Origin of the sequence: Verrucosispora sp. WMMC514 (assembly GCF_027497295.1) — a bacterium.
GTDB lineage: Bacteria > Actinomycetota > Actinomycetes > Mycobacteriales > Micromonosporaceae > Micromonospora > Micromonospora palythoicola.
The window spans coordinates 1,776,169-1,791,243 of the sequence record NZ_CP114906.1; the positions used below are offsets into that span (position 1 = coordinate 1,776,169).

Sequence of the window (15,075 nt, forward strand, 5' to 3'; positions counted from 1 at the left end):
GCCTGCCGCGCATGCCTGAACCGTCCGTGCTGATCCGTGCCGCACAGCCCGACGACGCTCCAGCAGTGGTGGCGCTGCGGAGGCTCGTGTTTCCCTTTCTGGTGCGGGGCGTCGCGTCCACCCGGCAGTTGATCGCCGCCCCGCCTCCGGGTCTGCACTGGACCGGCTTCGTCGCCGAGGTCGACAGGCACATCGTGGGCTGGGTGTGCGCGTCCCGCAACGAGCACACCGCCGAGGCTGTCGGGGAGGTGTCGCTGCTGCACGTACACCCCGACCACCGGCGCCGCGGGATCGGCGGCGCGCTGCTGGCCGAGGCGGTGACGCACCTCGCCCCGCTCGGCCTGACCCGGCTGCACGGGCGCGCGCTGCCCGAGGCGCTGCCGTTCGTCCGCCGGCACGGCTTCACCCCGAGTCGCCAGGAGCACTTTTCAGCCCTGGACCTGCACATGCTGCCGCCGCTGCCGACCGGATCCGACGGCGTCCGACTGGTCCCACTGACCGACGTCGACCCTCGTCGTGTGCACCGGGTGGACGTGCTGGCCAGTGCCGACGAGCCGGGCGACGTCGTGTCCGGCGCGATCGGCTATGCCGACTGGCTCGCCACCACCTGGGACAACGTCGGGCTGGACCGGGAGGCCAGCACGGGTGCCGAGGTCGACGGCGAGTTGGTGGCGATCAGCCTGGTAAAGCGGGACGGCGCGCGGATGTGGTCGGACTACACCGGCACCGTGCCGCAGCACCGGGGCCGCGGGTTGGCCGGGCTGGTGAAGCTGGCCGCGCTGCACCGGGCGGCGGCGCGCGGCGTCACCGTCGCGTACACCGGGAACGACGCGGCGAACGCGCCGATGCTGGCGGTCAACGACCGGCTCGGCTACCGACGGGTGGCCAGCCAGTGGTCCTGCGTACGCGAGCTGCGCCCCGGCGGCTAACCCTCCGCGTACACCCGCTCGGCGGTGATGTCCCCCTCGACCAGTGCGATGTCCATGTCAGCCCTCCGTGATGGGTTGGCCGAGCGAGCGGCGGGCCAGCAGGGTGGCACCGGCCACCGCGGCCGGCATCAGCAGTACCGCGCCGAGCGGGATCAGGAAACAGACGAAGACCGCGACCCCGAAGCCGAGTGCGGTGGGGCGGTCCGCCTTCAGCGCGGCGCGCCGGTGCGGCAGTCGCTTGCCGCGCCGGGAGAAGGGCGCGCCGGTCAGTTCCACGGCGAGCAGCCAGCCGCCCACCGCCGCGCCGATGACCGGCACCACGGTCTGGCCGACAAGCGGAATGAAGCCGGCGGCGAACAACGGCACCCCGAACAGCGCCGCCAGGGCGACCAGGCGGAGCGAGTCGACGGCGCTACGCCGCAGCGACGGCCAGAACGGCACCTCGACCGCGTCCGGCGTGCCGCCGTAGCGTCGCTCCACCCGCTCCGAGATCTTCTCGTAGAACGGATCGCCGATGACCAGGGTGACCGCCGTGAAGGTGAGGACGGTGAGCAGGCCACCGAGACCGAGGAAGGCCAGCCCGGCGACCACCCGGACCGCGCTACGCGGCGTCGTCGCCCAGTCGTCGGCGAACGGAGTGGCCGCGGCGGCCAGGTCGTCGACGAGGAAGACCAGGAGAGCGTACGCGGACAGGAAGACCGCCCCGGAGATCAGCGCCGGGACGACGCCGAGCAGCATCAGACCTGGGCTGCGTACGTACAGGCCGACGCCTCGCAGCAGCAGCGTGGCCCCGCCGAGGAAGCGGCGACCGGCGCCAACGGCGGTGGAGGGAAGCTCGGATGCGTGCACGCCCAGGAGCGTAGTCACTCGTCGGCGCATCCACCGGTTGACGGACCGCCGGTATCAACCGGAGCCGATCAAGATCACCTCCAGCCGGTCGATTCGTCGCCGGCCTGCTCTCGCGACCCTTGAGTCGTACCCGAGAACCCGACGGCGAGAGGCGGTGACCATGCCGGTCATCGAGGTGACGGACCTGCACAAGCGGTACGGCGAGACGGTGGCGGTGGCGGGCGTGTCCTTCGACGTCGAGGCCGGCGAGATCTTCGGCGTACTCGGACCGAACGGCGCCGGCAAGACCACCACTGTGGAGTGCGTCGCCGGGTTACGCGTCCCAGACGGGGGCGGGGTGTCGGTCCTCGGGCTCGACCCCCGCCGGGACGCGACCCGGCTGCGCCAGCAGGTAGGGGTGCAGCTTCAGGAGAGCCAACTGCCCGACCGGCTCCGGGTCGCTGAGGCGTTGGCGCTCTACGCCTCGTTCTACCGCGACCCCGCAGACCCGGCGCAGCTCATCGACGAGCTGGGCCTCGACAGTAAGCGGAACACCCCGTACGACAAGCTCTCCGGCGGCCAGAAGCAGCGGCTGTCCATCGCGCTGGCGCTCGTCGGCAACCCGCGGATCGCGATCCTGGACGAGCTGACCACCGGGCTGGATCCGCAGGCCCGCCGGGACACCTGGGATCTGATCGAGCGGGTCCGGGACCGCGGCGTGACCATCCTGCTGGTCACCCATTTCATGGAGGAGGCCGAGCGGCTCTGCGACCGCCTGGCCGTGATCGACAAGGGGCGGGTGGTGGCCCTGGACACCCCGGCCGGTCTGGTCTCGGCAGCGGTACCCGAGCAACGCATCCGGTTCCGGCCGTCCGCACCACTCGACGACCGGCTGCTGACCGACCTGCCGGAGGTCTCCGCGGTGACCCGCACCGGCAGTCAGACAGTGGTGACGGGTACCGACGGCATGCTGCACGCGGTCACCTCGGTGCTCGCCCGCCACCAGATCATCGCCGCCGACCTACGGCTGGAGCAGGCCACGCTCGACGACGCGTTCGTCGAGCTGACCGGGCGCCGGCTCGACGACTGAGGAGAACTCGATGCACGCCTTCGGCCAGATCCTCAAGACTGAGGCGAAGCTGCACCTGCGGGACATCCCGACGCTGGTGCTGACCGTCGCCCTGCCCACTCTGATCCTGGTGGTGCTCGGGCTGATACCCACGCTGCGCGAACCCAGTCCAGACCTCGACAACAAGTCCTTCATCGCGTACTTCACTCCGTCGCTGCTCGTGGTCACGCTGGCGATGGTCGCGGTGAACGCGTTGCCCGCAGTGCTGGCCACCTACCGGGAGCGCGGCATCCTCCGCCGGCTGGCCACCACACCGGCGAGTCCGCTGGCGCTGCTGGCCGCTCAGCTCGTGCTGGCCCTGGTGGGCATCCTGGCCAGCGCGGTGCTCCTGGCAGTGGTCGCCCGAGTCGCGTTCGGCATCCCGCTGCCGCAGCATCCGCTCGGGTTCGCGGCGGCGCTCGTCCTGGGTACGGGCGCACTGCTCGCGGTGGGGCTGCTGGTGGCGGCGGTCGCGCCCACCGCCAAGTCGGCCCAGGCCCTGGCGGTACCGGTGTTCATGCTGATCATGTTCTTCGGCGGCGTGTACCTGCCCCGGTTCCTGCTGCCCGGCTTCCTCGCGGACGTCGGTGCCTACACGCCACCCGGGGTCCAGGCGCTGCTCGACGCCTGGACCGGCACCGCACCGCACCCGCTGCACCTGGGGATAATGGCGGTCATCGCCGTGGCGGCCGGCGCCGCCGCGGCGAAGCTGTTCCGCTGGGAGTGAACGCATGGTGAGTGGGGACGGGACGAGCTGCGGCGGCGGGGACCTGACGGCCAGCCGCGACGACGCCCTGCCCGCCCACGACGACCGACTGACCAGCTGGCGGGCACGCGAGGCGCGGCTGCACCGCCTCCTGCCCTACGGCGGGCTGCTCGTCGGTTCGCTGCTCGCCGCCTTCGCACCGGCACCGCGCGGGCTGCCGATGCTGCCCACCCTGGTCGTCGCCGGGTTGACCACCTGCTGGGTCACCTGGTTCGTCATCCTGTCTCCGCAGTTGCCGGAACGACGGGTGTCAATGTACTTCTACTATGTCGGGCTGCTCGCCTTCGCCGCCGTCCTGGTGGTCGCGAGCCCGTGGTACGGCTTCTTCGCCTGGGTCGGATTTCTGCACGCCTTCCTCGTGCTGCACGGGCGGTGGCGATTCGTCGGCATGGCCGCGACCGCCGTGCTGGTCGCCACCGCGCAGGGCGGCGGCCTGCCGTCCTCCCGGTCACACTGGTCGCTGTGGCTGGTGTTGGTGCTTGTCAACCTGGGTCTGGCCGGCGCGGTGAGCTGGTTCAACCTCGTCGGCGAACGGGAGGAGGCGAAGCGCAAGCGGCTGGTGGCGGAGCTCGCCGCGGCCAACCGGCAACTCGCCGAGACGGTACGGGAGAACGAGGGGCTGCACGCCCAGCTCATCACCCAGGCCCGCGAGGCGGGTGTGCTGGACGAGCGGCAGCGGATGGCACAGGAGATCCACGACACGCTGGCGCAGGGGCTGACCGGCATCATCACCCAACTGGAGGCGGCCGAGCAGACCCGCGACCACTCGGCTGACTGGCGTCGGCACATCGACAATGCCCTGGCACTGGCCCGGGACAGCCTCACCGAAGCCCGCCGGTCGGTCCGGGCGTTGCGCCCCGAGCCACTGGAGACGGCCCGCCTTCCCGACGCGCTCTCCGAGCTGGGTGAGCGCTGGTCGGCCCTGCACGGGGTGGCGGCCGACGTCAACACGACAGGGACACCCCGGCCGCTGCACCCGGAGATCGAGGTGACATTGCTGCGGGCGGCGCAGGAGGCGTTGAGCAACGTGGCCCGGCACGCCGCCGCGTCCCGGGTCGGGCTGACCCTGTCGTACATGTCGGACGTCGTGACCCTGGACGTCCGGGACGACGGATCGGGATTCGACGTGGCCGACGGGCCGGCGACGCCGGACCAGGACGGAAGCTACGGTCTGACCGCGATGCGGCAGCGGGTGACCCGGGTCGGTGGCCAACTGGCGGTCGAGTCCGAGCCGGGTGGCGGCACCGCCGTCTCGGCCTCGGTACCGGCCCTGCCGGGAGCGGCCGCATGACCGAACCGGTACGCCTGCTCATCGTCGACGATCACCCGGTGGTGCGTGACGGGCTGCGCGGCATGTTCGCCGGCGACCCCGGGTTCGAGGTGGTCGGCGAGGCGGCGGACGGCGCCGAGGCGCTGACGGTGGCCGCCCGCAGCCGCCCCGACGTGGTGCTGATGGACCTGCGGATGCCGGGGATGGACGGGGTGACCGCGATCGGCCGCCTCGTCGCGACGGACAGCCCGGTGAAGGTGCTGGTACTCACCACCTACGACACCGACGCGGACGTGCTGCCGGCAATCGAGGCGGGCGCCACCGGTTACCTGCTCAAGGACGCGCCCCGCGACGAACTGGTCCGGGCGGTACGCGCCGCCGCCCGAGGGGAGTCGGTGCTCTCGCCGAGCGTGGCCGGCCGGCTGATGGGTCGCCTGCGCACGCCACGCCAGCCGGCCGGGGAACCGCTGAGCCAGCGCGAGTTGGAGGTGCTCACCCTGGTGGCCCGGGGCTCGTCGAACCGCGAGGCCGCCGCGCGCCTGTTCATCAGCGAGGCCACGGTGAAGACCCACCTGCTGCACGTCTACGCCAAGCTCGGGGTCAACGACCGGGCCGCCGCCGTCGCGGTCGCGTACGACCGGGGGTTGTTGACCCCCGGCGGACGGTGAGCGTCGGTGCGGGCGTCCCGGTTGCTCTCCCTGCTGCTGTTGCTGCAGGCCCGTGAGGTGCTGACGGCGGCCGAGCTGGCCCGCGAGCTGGAGGTGTCCGAGCGGACGGTCTACCGGGACGTGCTGGCGCTCTCCGCCGCCGGCGTGCCGATCTACGCCGACCGGGGGCGGACCGGCGGTTACCGGCTGCTCGGCGGCTACCGGACCCGGCTGACCGGCATGACCCGGGACGAGGCCGAGGCCCTGTTCCTGGCCGGACTGCCCGGTCCGGCCGGTGACATGGGGTTGGCCGACGCGGTGGCGGCGGCGGAACTGAAGCTCCTCGCGGCGCTACCGCCAAGCCTGCGCGACGCCCCCGCACGCACCGGCCAGCGGTTCCACCTGGATGTGCCGGGCTGGTACCGCGAGACCGCACCGCCACGGTGGTTGGCCGAGCTGGCCGGCGCGGTCTGGCGGGACCGGGTGGTGACCCTGCGCTACCGGCGCGGGGAGCACGAGGTCACCCGCCGGGTCTGTCCCTACGGCCTGGTTCTCAAGAGCGGTACCTGGTATCTCGTCGGTCGGGTCGGCGACGAGGTGCGCACGTACCGGGTGGACCGGGTCACCGCGGTGGAGCCGCACGAGGAGGGCTTCGACCGGGAGCCCGGGTTCGACCTGGCCAGCCACTGGCGGGCGCAGGCCGAGGCGTTCCTGCGCGGCATGCTGCGGGCCGAGGTGACGATCCGGCTGAGCCCCGCCGGCCTGCGCCGACTCCGTCAGCTCGCCGAGATCCCGTTCGGGTACGAGGCGGCGGTCGCCGCCGCGGACGAACCCGACGGGCAGGGCTGGGTACGGACCCGGCTGCCCGTCGAGTCCGTCGACGTGGCCTACACCCAACTCCTGGCGCTCGGTCCGGAGGTGGAGGTGATCGAGCCGCCGGAGCTACGGTCGCGGCTGGCCGAGGCGGCGAGGCGAGCCGCCGCGCTGTACCACCCCGGCGACGACCGGTCTCCCGACCGGGCGGCGCCGGCCGGGTGAATGGCGACCGGGCCGCTCAGCCGGGCGGACGCCGGGGCGGGAGGATCAGCGATAGCCCGTGACGTCGGCGGGTCTGCCGGCGTCGACCACCTCGCTGATGTAGCGGAAGGCGTCCGGCTGGGAGCCGTCGACGTCGGTGAAGCCGTACACCTGGGCCAGTTCCCCGGCGGAGACGGACCGGCCGCTCCAGCGCGCCCGGTCCGGGTCGGCGGCGAGCGCGGCGACCGCCCGGCCGACGAACGCCGGGGTCTCCGAGATGAGGAAGTGCGGGTCCTTGGCCGCGCCGTCGCGCCAGTTGGCCTCGGTGACGCCGAAGTGCTCGAGCATCGCCTCGGAGCGGATCCAGCCCGGGGTGAGCGCGACCGCCGTGGCTCCGTACGGCCTGAGTTCGTGGGCCCAGTCGAAGGCGAGCCGGTTGACCGAGGTCTTGGCCAGGTCGTAGAAGACCGAGAGCCGGTAGTTCTCGTCGTTGTACGCCTTCGTGCCGTCACCGATCTCGACCACCAGTCCGCCGGGGTGGCGGATCAGCAGCGGCAACGCGAAGTGACTGGTGATCACGTGCGTGTCGACGGCCAGCCGCAGGGTCCGGAAGCCGGCGTCGAGTGGCTGCTCCCACACCGGCTTCTCCCAGGTGATCAGCGGATCGGCCCCCCACACGTCGTTGACCAGCACGTCGAGCCGGCCCTGTTCGGCGTCGATCCGGGCGACCAGGTCCCGCACCTCGTCAGGCACCAGGTGGTCGACCCGCACCGGGATGCCGGTGCCCCCGGCCGCGGTGACCAGTTCGGCGGTCTCCTCGATGGTTTCCGGGCGGTCCAGTTCGGAGCGGCCTGCGCGGCTGCTGCGGCCGGTCGCGTACACGGTGGCCCCGGCGGCGCCGAGTTGCACGGCGATCTGCCGGCCGGCACCGCGGGTGGCCCCGGCGACCAGCGCCACCTTTCCGATCAGCGGTTTCGTCATGCGTCCCACGCTGCCAGCAATACCTGCCACCTGGTGGCAGGTATTCGCGCCGACGATTGTGACCCACGAGACGCGGTATGTCGGGCCTTCCGCGCGCCGGACGTCAGGACCTGCCGCATGGCGCGCCTCCCGCGCGCCGGATGCCGCGACATGCCGCATCTCGCGGGCGCGCACGGCGGGGCGACCGGCGGCGGTCAGCCGTTGAGGAAGTCGCCGATGCGGCGGCGCAGGTCGGCGCGTTCCGTCCAGAGCACCCCGGGACGGTCGTAGCGGTGCAGGGTGGCCCGGGGCAGCACGGCGGCGAGTTGTTCGGCCACCTCCACCGGGTGCAGCTCATCGCCCTCGGCGGCGATGACAAGTGCCGGCGCGGACACCCGGGCGAGCACGCCGGCGTCGGGCAGCGGAGCCTGCTCCGGCAGTTCGACAAGCCCGGCGGCGAGGCCGTCGCGCAGCAGATGGTCCAACCGTTGCCGCAGGTAGGCCCAGCCGGCCGGAGTGTTGCGTACGGCCGGCGGCAGCTCGGTGGCGACAACTTCCGCCGCCGCCGAGGCGTCCCCGCTCTCCACCGCCGCCAACAGCTCGCTCAGCCGCGCACGGGCGAGCGGTCCGCGTGGCCGGTCCAGCGCGGCGGGCAGGAAGAAGACCAGCCGCTCGAACCGTTCCGGGCTCTCGGCGAGCAGCCGGCACAGCGCACCGGCCCCCAGGCTGGCCCCGAAGGCGCGGGTGGCGCCGCTGAGGTCGGCGATCGCCCGCAGATCGCGGGCCAGGTCCAGATAGCTCCACGGCCCGTCGGGCGCGTCGGAACGGCCATGGCCACGGAACTGGAAGAAGACCCGGCGACCGGTGACACCGCTGCCGAAGGGTCGGGTGGTGGCGATGCCGTTGGCCAGCCCGTGCGCGAAGACGGTGACCGGGTCACCGACGCCGGTGACCAGCCGCTCCAGTCGTACGCCGTGCGGGGTGGCGACCAGTTCGGTCTCCGGATCGGGCAACGGCGGCCGGCCGCTGCGCGGGGCACCCGGTCCGGGCCCCCAGGTGCGCGGTCCACCGTCCGGTGGTGGTGGCCAGCGGAAAGCTCTCACCAGGACCCTCTGTTGTCGCCCAGGTCGCGTAGCCCGACCCGGACGTCGAGCAGGTAGATCAGCGCCGCCGCCACCCCGATCAGCCCGAAGATGCTGAGGGTGGAGCGGGTGAGCAGGGTGAGCAGGAGAGTGACCGCCAGGATCGCGATCCAGCCGCCCTTCGGCAGGGTCCCGATGGCCGGGAACGCATCGGAACGTTGCGTCACGGCGTGCACGAGAGCCACCCCCTGCACGACAAGCGCGAAGACGAACAGGATCAGCTCGATCACGTAGCGGACGTCGAAGACGAAGATCGGCGCGGCGTTGGCCATGACGGCAAGCTTATGCCGGCGACCCCGGGTCCGTGGCGACAGGACGGTCCCGGGGTCACCGGCTGCCGACTCACTGGCTCCGCTTGGTGCCCCGGGGAAGCTTCGCCGACGGGCTGTCGGTCCGCTTGGTGGCGGTCTGCCGGGTGGTCGACTTCGCCCGGGTGGTCTTCTTCGCGGCTGCCGGCTTGGCCTCCACGATCTCGGCCACCTCGGCCGGGCTCGGCGCCTCGGCCGGTGCGGCGTCGGCCTGCTTGACGGCGGCCGGTGCGGCGTCGGGCTGCTCGACAGCGGCCGGTGCGGTTTCCTCGGCGGGCGCGGCAGGCGCGGCGGCAACGCTGGCCTCGGTCGCCTCGATGTCGGTGTTCACCGTTTCGGCGACCTCCAGCACACCGGTGCCGACGACCCGCTCACCCCGCGCCACCAGCGCCCCGTACGCGGCCAGCGCCCGCTCCTGGGCGGCCTGGGCGCCGGCGACGACGACCGCGGCGTTACGGGTGGCCAGCTCGCGGAGCCGGTCCAGATCGGCCGCCCCACGCAGCTTGTTCAGATCGGCCGTCTCCCGCAGCTTGTTCAGATCCGCCGCCTCGCGGAGCTTGGCCAGGTCGGCGTGCTCACGCAGCCGGTTCAGGTCGGCCGCCGGCGCGGCCTTCTGCCGCAGTGACTCGGCCGTCCGGTTGGCGTTGCGCAGCGTCTCGTTGGCCTTCTGGCGCAGCTCGAAGCCGGTGACGACCGCCTTGCCGCCGAGTTCGCTGACGACCCGGCCACCGTCGGCGACGGCCCGGTCACGCAGCTCACCGACCACGGTGGGCAGCCTGCGCAGCTGCTGCAGGGCCAGTTCACCGGCGCCGGCCGCGGCGTAGATCGGGGCAGGGATGCGGTTGGTCTTCGGCTGGGTCATGACTACTTCTCCTCCTGGACCGCGGTCGCGGTCTTGCGGACCACCTTGCGGGCGGCCTTCCTGGCTGGGGTGCTGTTCGGAGCGGGCGCGGTACCCGCCTCGGTCACGGCGACCGATTCGAGCACCGCCTCGGTCGGGGTGCCCGCCGCGGTGGTGGGCCCGGTCGCGGCCAGATTCGCCACGTCGGGGGCGGTGACGTCAGCCGCGTCGGAGACGCCGGCCTCGCCGCTCGCGGTGGAGCTGCCGGCCCGCTCGCCCGTCGTGGGAGCGTCGCCCTCGCCGGTCATCGTCGCGGTCGCCTCGGCCAGCCGCGAGTTCTCCCGGCGGAATGTCTCGTATATCTGGGTAAGGGACTGTTTCTGGGCCATCGTCAGATCCGGGTCGACGGCGATGGCGGCCAGCACACCCTGGCCCTCCTTGTCGTCGAGCAGACCGGCCCGCAGGTACATCGCCGGAGTGGAGACCCGCAACGCGCTGGCGAGCTGCTGGAGCACCTCGGCACTGGGCCGGCGCAGGCCGCGCTCGATCTGGCTGAGGTAGGGGTTGCTGACCCCCGCCTGCTCGGCCAGTTGCCGAAGCGAAATCTTCGCGTTCCGCCGCAGGTCACGAATGAACCCGCCGACGTCGGGAAGGTCCTTGGGAGTGGCCATGACTCAACGCTAGCCCGCCCCGCTAACAGCTGCAAGCAAAGTGCTAGCCGGAGTTAGCGATGTCTCATCGCCGGCTTGCGGAGCCGCCACACCCGGTCGTACCGTCCTGCGGTGTGACCAAGATCGAAGTAAACGGGGCCCGGCTGGCGTACGACGAGGCCGGCACCGGATCGCCGGTCGTCCTGCTGCACGCCGGCATCGCCGACCGCCGGATGTGGCGGGACCAGCTCGGCCCACTCGCGACCCGACACCGGGTGATCAACCTCGACCTGCGCGGGTACGGCGAGTCCGAACTGCCGCCGACCGCCTTCGCCCACCACGACGACGTGGTCGGGTTGCTCGACGCCCTCGGACTCGCCTCTGCGGCGCTGGTCGGCTGCTCCTTCGGCGGGGCGGTGGCGATCGACACGGCACTCGCCCACCCGCACCGGGTGAGCGCCCTCGCCCTGCTCGGTACCGCGGTGTCCGGCCATGACTGGTCGGAGCAGACGAACGAACTGTGGGAAGACCTGGTCGGTGACATCGATCCGGAGGACTTCGCCGCGACGGCCGCAGGCGAGGTGCGCTTCTGGGTGGTCGGTCCGGACCGCGAACCCGCGGACGTCGACCCCGAGCTGATCGCCTTCGCCACCACGATGGACGAACGGGCGCTCGCCGCCGAGCTGGCACTCAGCGCCGTGGACGTGGCCGAACTCGACCCACCGGCCATCGGGCGACTCGCCGAGCTGACCATGCCCGTGCTGGTCGCGGCCGGCGCGGCGGACGTGCCCGACATCCGGCACCTGGCCGACCGCATCGCCGCCGAGGCACCGCAGGCGGTGCGCCTACCCGACATACCCGACGCCGCCCACCTGCTCCCCCTCGAACGCCCCACCCAGATCAACCAGCAGCTCCTCCCCTTCCTCCCCTAACAGCCACCCACCACCCCACCCCCTCGGCCCTGCTCGGTCGATCAAGAAGTTTTGGTCAGGATTCGTGCCGCTCCCGACCGAAACTTCTTGATCAACGCGTCGTGGGGTGGGGTGGGGTGGTTACCAGAGGGGGCGGGTGGCGCCTACGGGGAGGGTGCCGCCGAAGATCGGTACTTCGGCGAACTCCGTGAGGACCGGGGCGTCGACGCCGAGTCGGCGCAGGGCCGAGACCAGGACCGGCATCCGGGCGCGGGCGGCGCCGTCGTCGATCTTCAGCGCCACGGCACCGACGTCGGGCAGCGCCGCGGTGATGACACCCTCCGCGCCGATCTTCGCCAGCAGTCCGGGTACGCCACGCATCAGCCGGGTGTCGTCCGCCTGCGTACCGCCGACCACCTCCGGGTGGGCCCGCATCGCGTGGGCCACCAGACCCGCTCCGCTGTCGCCCTCGGCGGTGACCATCCGCAGGTACGCCGTGGCCAGTCCGGTCAACGACGCGGACAGCACCGGAGCGCCACAGCCGTCGACGCCGACGGCCACCGCCTCCTCGCCGGTGAACTCCTCCACCGTGTCGCGCAGCCGGCGCTGCAGCGGGTGGTCGGCACGCCAGTAGCCCTCCATCGGCCAACCGGCGGACCGGCAGGTCAACAGCATCCCGGCGTGCTTGCCGGAGCAGTTCATCTGGATCCGGCTCGGGCCGCCGCCGGCGCGCAGCACGACCGTTCGCGCGAGATCACCGACCGGCAACTCCGGCGGGCAGTGCAGCGCGTCCGCGTCGAGCCCGGCACCCGCGAGCAGCCCGGCGACCCGGGCCAGGTGGAACTCCTCGCCGGCGTGGCTGGCCGCGACGATGGCCAGGTCGGCGGGTTCGGCGAGCGACAGCCCGGCGCGGAGCATGCCGACCGCCTGCATCGGCTTGTTCGACGAGCGCGGGAAGATCGGTGAGGTGACGTCACCTGCGGCGGCCAGCGGCGCGCCGGTGCTGTCGAGCACCACCACCGAACCGCGGTGCACGCCCTCCACGAACCCGGACCGGACCACCTCGGCGAGCGGCACGCCGCCCTCGTACGTCTTTCCCACGACGTGGACGGTACCGAGGTGTCCGGCCGCGCTCACCCCGGGGTGAACTGGTACTCCACCTCCGGGGGTAAAGAACGCCGGGCGACCCGTGCCTTACAGACCGAGCAGTTCCCGGGCCTCGGCGGTGTTCAGCGGTGGACGCTGCGCGAGCTGGGCGAAGCCGACCGCCCGCGCGACCAGTTGCATGTTCGACTCCACCGGACGGCCCTTCGCGTACGTGACCGTGTCCTCCATCCCGACCCGCAGGTGACCGCCGGCCGAGAGCGCGGCGAGCAGCACGGGAAGAGTGGTACGGCCGATGCCGGTCGCCGAGAACGTGGTGCCCTCCGGCAGGTCCCGGAGCATCTGCTGGGCCGCCACGAGCGTCGCGGTGGTGCCCGGCATGCCGCCCGGCACCCCCATCACGAAGTCGACGTGGACGTGGCCGCCGTGCGGCAGGCCGTACTTGCCCAACAGGCGCTGCAGGGCGCCGAGGTGACCGAGGTCGAAGATCTCGTACTCCGGCACGATGCCGCGCTCCTGCATCCGGGTGTGCAGCTCGACGACGAACTCCCACCGGTTGAGGAAGACCTCGTCGCCGAAGTTGACCGTACCCATGGTGCAGGAGGCCATGTCCGGTGCGGCGTCCAGCACGGCGAGCCGGTCGGCCTCGGGATCGGTGACCGCGCCTCCGGTGGACAGCTGCACGATGAGATCGGTGCTCTCCCGCAGCGCCGCGACGGTCGCGCGGAGCCGGCCCGGGTCCAGGGTCGGCCGGGCCTCGTCGTCCCGGATGTGCACGTGGATCACGGAGGCACCCAGCGCCTCGCACTCCTTGGCGGTGAGCAGCAACTCGTCGAGGGTCACCGGCAGCGCCGGCACCTCCGTCTTCGCCGACTCCGCGCCGGTGGGGGCAACCGTGATCAACGTCCCTGTCGTCATGCCGGCGATCCTAGAGCGCCTGGTGCGGCCACCGGCGTCGAGCGGTACCCCACGCCGGTGCAGGTGTGGTGAGGGTGCCCGCCCTCACATCCGGTCGATGGCGGCGGCGCTGTCGGCGACGCGGAGCGCGGCGTCGTCGGGCACCGAGCGCTTGACCACCGCGAGCGCGACCTGCCCCAGCTCGTGATGAAGCACCGCGGTGCCGACGAAGCCGACCGGGCGGCCGTCCAGGGTCACCGGGGTGCCGGCGACCGGCAGGTGGTCGGAGGCCACCCCGTCGAGGTGCAGCAGCACCAGTCGGCGCGGCGGGCGGCCCATGTTGTGCACCCGGGCGACCGTCTCCTGCCCCCGGTAGCAGCCCTTGTCCAGGTGCACGGCCGGGGCGATCAGGTCCACCTCGGCGGGAATCGTCCGGTGGTCGGTGTCGACCCCGACCCGGGCCCGCCGGGCGGCCACCCGCACCGCCTCGTACGCCCACAGCCCGACCGGGGGCACCCCGTTGTCGCGCAGCCGCGCGACCACCCGGTCCATCGCGGGCCGGGGAACCAGCAGGTCCACGCCGATCGGGCCGCGTCGGGCCCAGCCACCCTGCGGCAGCGGCCCCACGTGGTAGCGGGCGGTCGGGCGGGACGGCAGTTCGCCCGACCGGAACTTCGGGCCGGGCAGCGCCACCACGTCCGGCTCGGCGAGCGGCGGCACGTCCAGCAACGCCAGCGCCTCGACGGCCTTCGGCCCGACCAACGACAGCAGTGCGTGCTCGGCAGTGGCGTCACGGGGGTCGACCTGGCTGAAGAAACGCATCTTCTCCAGGTACGTCAGCAGCGCGCCGGTCGCCCCCGGCTCGGTGTCGAGCCAGGTGGTGTCGCCGTCCTCGGCCACCATGGCGTGCTGCTCGACATGGCCGTGCGGTGAGAGTACGAGCAGTTCGGTGCCCTGCCACGGCCCCAGCTCGGCGAGGTGCTGGGTGGTGAGGGTGTGCAGCCAGGAGATGCGCTCCGCACCCGGCACCGCGACGACTCCCCGGTGCGACCGGTCCACCAGGCCGACCGCGGTGTCCAGTTGGCGCTGCTCACGCATCGGGTCGCCGTAGTGCGCCGCCACGCCCCGTACCCCGGCCGCGGCGTGCACCGGCTCCGGCTGGTCCCGGCTGGCCTCGTCGATGCTCTCCACGGCCACCGCGCCCGCGATGTCGATCATGACTGCTCCCCGTTTCCGCACCGCGCGCACAGGCCGAAGAAGGAGACGTGCCCGATGTCCACCCGGAAGCCCCGCTCCCCGGCCAGCTGGTCGGAGAGCGGGCGCATCAGTTCCGGATCCATCTCGTCGATCGCGCCGCACTCGCGGCAGACCAGGTGCACGTGCTGGTCCTCACCGGCGGCGTGGTAGGTCGGCGACCCGTGCGAGAGGTGGGTGTGGGTGACCAGGCCGAGCCGCTCCAGCAGCTCCAGCGTGCGGTAGATGGTGGTGATGTTGACCCCGGCGGCGACCTCGCGTACGGCGGTGTGCACCTGCTCTGGGGTGGCGTGCCCCAGGTCCAGCACCGCCTGGAGGATCAGCTGTCGCTGCGCCGTCAGCCGCAGCCCACGGGCGCGGAGCAGTTCCGCGAGGGAGGATTCGGACACCCCCCGATCATAGTTCGGGCCGGCGCGCACCTCCCGACGTGACCGGCGCCGCAC

General features: G+C 72.6%; 17 protein-coding genes. 7 read left to right on the top strand and 10 right to left on the bottom strand.

Annotated features, from left to right (window positions below; genetic code table 11):
• Positions 1-26 precede the first annotated feature (26 nt).
• Positions 27-929: a GNAT family N-acetyltransferase gene (locus O7597_RS08105; protein ID WP_281583214.1), complete on the top strand. Its 903-nt coding sequence runs from the start codon at positions 27-29 to the stop codon at positions 927-929.
• A 57-nt stretch (positions 930-986) separates the two neighbouring features.
• Here O7597_RS08105 and O7597_RS08110 read toward each other — a convergent pair whose 3' ends face one another.
• Positions 987-1,778, bottom strand: coding sequence for an EI24 domain-containing protein (locus O7597_RS08110; RefSeq protein ID WP_281582363.1), 792 nt, complete (start codon positions 1,776-1,778; stop codon positions 987-989).
• A gap of 160 nt (positions 1,779-1,938) precedes the next feature.
• On the opposite strand from O7597_RS08110, the gene O7597_RS08115 reads away from it, so the two are divergent.
• From O7597_RS08115 to O7597_RS08135, 5 genes are read left to right on the top strand one after another with little or no spacing between them, the layout of a single operon-like run.
• Complete coding sequence (locus tag O7597_RS08115) at positions 1,939-2,847, top strand: ABC transporter ATP-binding protein (RefSeq protein ID WP_269738743.1); 909 nt, start codon at positions 1,939-1,941, stop codon at positions 2,845-2,847.
• Between the two features lie 10 nt (positions 2,848-2,857).
• Complete coding sequence (locus O7597_RS08120) at positions 2,858-3,592, top strand: ABC transporter permease (protein ID WP_269738421.1); 735 nt, start codon at positions 2,858-2,860, stop codon at positions 3,590-3,592.
• Between the two features lie 4 nt (positions 3,593-3,596).
• Positions 3,597-4,922 (top strand): sensor histidine kinase, encoded by a 1,326-nt coding sequence (locus O7597_RS08125; protein ID WP_281582364.1) that lies wholly within the window; start codon positions 3,597-3,599, stop codon positions 4,920-4,922.
• Positions 4,919-5,569, top strand: a complete 651-nt coding sequence (locus O7597_RS08130; protein WP_281582365.1) for a response regulator transcription factor — start codon at positions 4,919-4,921, stop codon at positions 5,567-5,569. The genes O7597_RS08125 and O7597_RS08130 overlap by 4 nt, the downstream gene beginning before the upstream one ends.
• Before the next feature lie 6 nt (positions 5,570-5,575).
• Complete coding sequence (locus O7597_RS08135; protein ID WP_281582366.1) at positions 5,576-6,586, top strand: WYL domain-containing protein; 1,011 nt, start codon at positions 5,576-5,578, stop codon at positions 6,584-6,586.
• A gap of 45 nt (positions 6,587-6,631) precedes the next feature.
• Here O7597_RS08135 and O7597_RS08140 read toward each other — a convergent pair whose 3' ends face one another.
• The 5 genes from O7597_RS08140 to O7597_RS08160 form a co-directional block, all read right to left on the bottom strand.
• A complete protein-coding gene (locus tag O7597_RS08140) occupies positions 6,632-7,546 on the bottom strand; it encodes an SDR family oxidoreductase (RefSeq protein ID WP_281582367.1) in 915 nt (304 codons plus the stop codon).
• Between the two features lie 194 nt (positions 7,547-7,740).
• The gene (locus O7597_RS08145; protein WP_269738426.1) at positions 7,741-8,628 is read right to left on the bottom strand and encodes an alpha/beta hydrolase; all 888 of its coding nucleotides are present in this window, start codon (positions 8,626-8,628) and stop codon (positions 7,741-7,743) included.
• Positions 8,625-8,939 carry a DUF2516 family protein gene (locus O7597_RS08150; protein WP_164448510.1) on the bottom strand — a complete coding sequence of 105 codons (315 nt, stop codon included), beginning with the start codon at positions 8,937-8,939 and terminating at the stop codon, positions 8,625-8,627. The genes O7597_RS08145 and O7597_RS08150 overlap by 4 nt, the downstream gene beginning before the upstream one ends.
• 70 nt (positions 8,940-9,009) lie before the next feature.
• Entirely contained in the window at positions 9,010-9,837 is an 828-nt protein-coding gene (locus O7597_RS08155; RefSeq protein ID WP_281582368.1) for a hypothetical protein, read from the bottom strand.
• A 2-nt stretch (positions 9,838-9,839) separates the two neighbouring features.
• A complete protein-coding gene (locus O7597_RS08160) occupies positions 9,840-10,487 on the bottom strand; it encodes a helix-turn-helix domain-containing protein (RefSeq protein WP_281582369.1) in 648 nt (215 codons plus the stop codon).
• A 113-nt stretch (positions 10,488-10,600) separates the two neighbouring features.
• Between O7597_RS08160 and O7597_RS08165 the strand changes: the two genes are divergently transcribed.
• Positions 10,601-11,398 (top strand): alpha/beta hydrolase, encoded by a 798-nt coding sequence (locus tag O7597_RS08165; RefSeq protein ID WP_281582370.1) that lies wholly within the window; start codon positions 10,601-10,603, stop codon positions 11,396-11,398.
• A 120-nt stretch (positions 11,399-11,518) separates the two neighbouring features.
• Here O7597_RS08165 and O7597_RS08170 read toward each other — a convergent pair whose 3' ends face one another.
• The 4 genes from O7597_RS08170 to O7597_RS08185 form a co-directional block, all read right to left on the bottom strand.
• Positions 11,519-12,478 carry an asparaginase gene (locus O7597_RS08170; RefSeq protein WP_281582371.1) on the bottom strand — a complete coding sequence of 320 codons (960 nt, stop codon included), beginning with the start codon at positions 12,476-12,478 and terminating at the stop codon, positions 11,519-11,521.
• A 93-nt stretch (positions 12,479-12,571) separates the two neighbouring features.
• Positions 12,572-13,399: a 3-keto-5-aminohexanoate cleavage protein gene (locus O7597_RS08175; protein WP_269738431.1), complete on the bottom strand. Its 828-nt coding sequence runs from the start codon at positions 13,397-13,399 to the stop codon at positions 12,572-12,574.
• An 84-nt stretch (positions 13,400-13,483) separates the two neighbouring features.
• On the bottom strand, positions 13,484-14,596 hold the full coding sequence (locus O7597_RS08180) for a folate-binding protein (protein ID WP_281582372.1): 1,113 nt from the start codon (positions 14,594-14,596) through the stop codon (positions 13,484-13,486).
• A complete protein-coding gene (locus tag O7597_RS08185; RefSeq protein WP_269738433.1) occupies positions 14,593-15,021 on the bottom strand; it encodes a Fur family transcriptional regulator in 429 nt (142 codons plus the stop codon). Before O7597_RS08185 ends, O7597_RS08180 begins: the two co-directional genes overlap by 4 nt.
• Between the last annotated feature and the right edge of the window lie 54 nt (positions 15,022-15,075).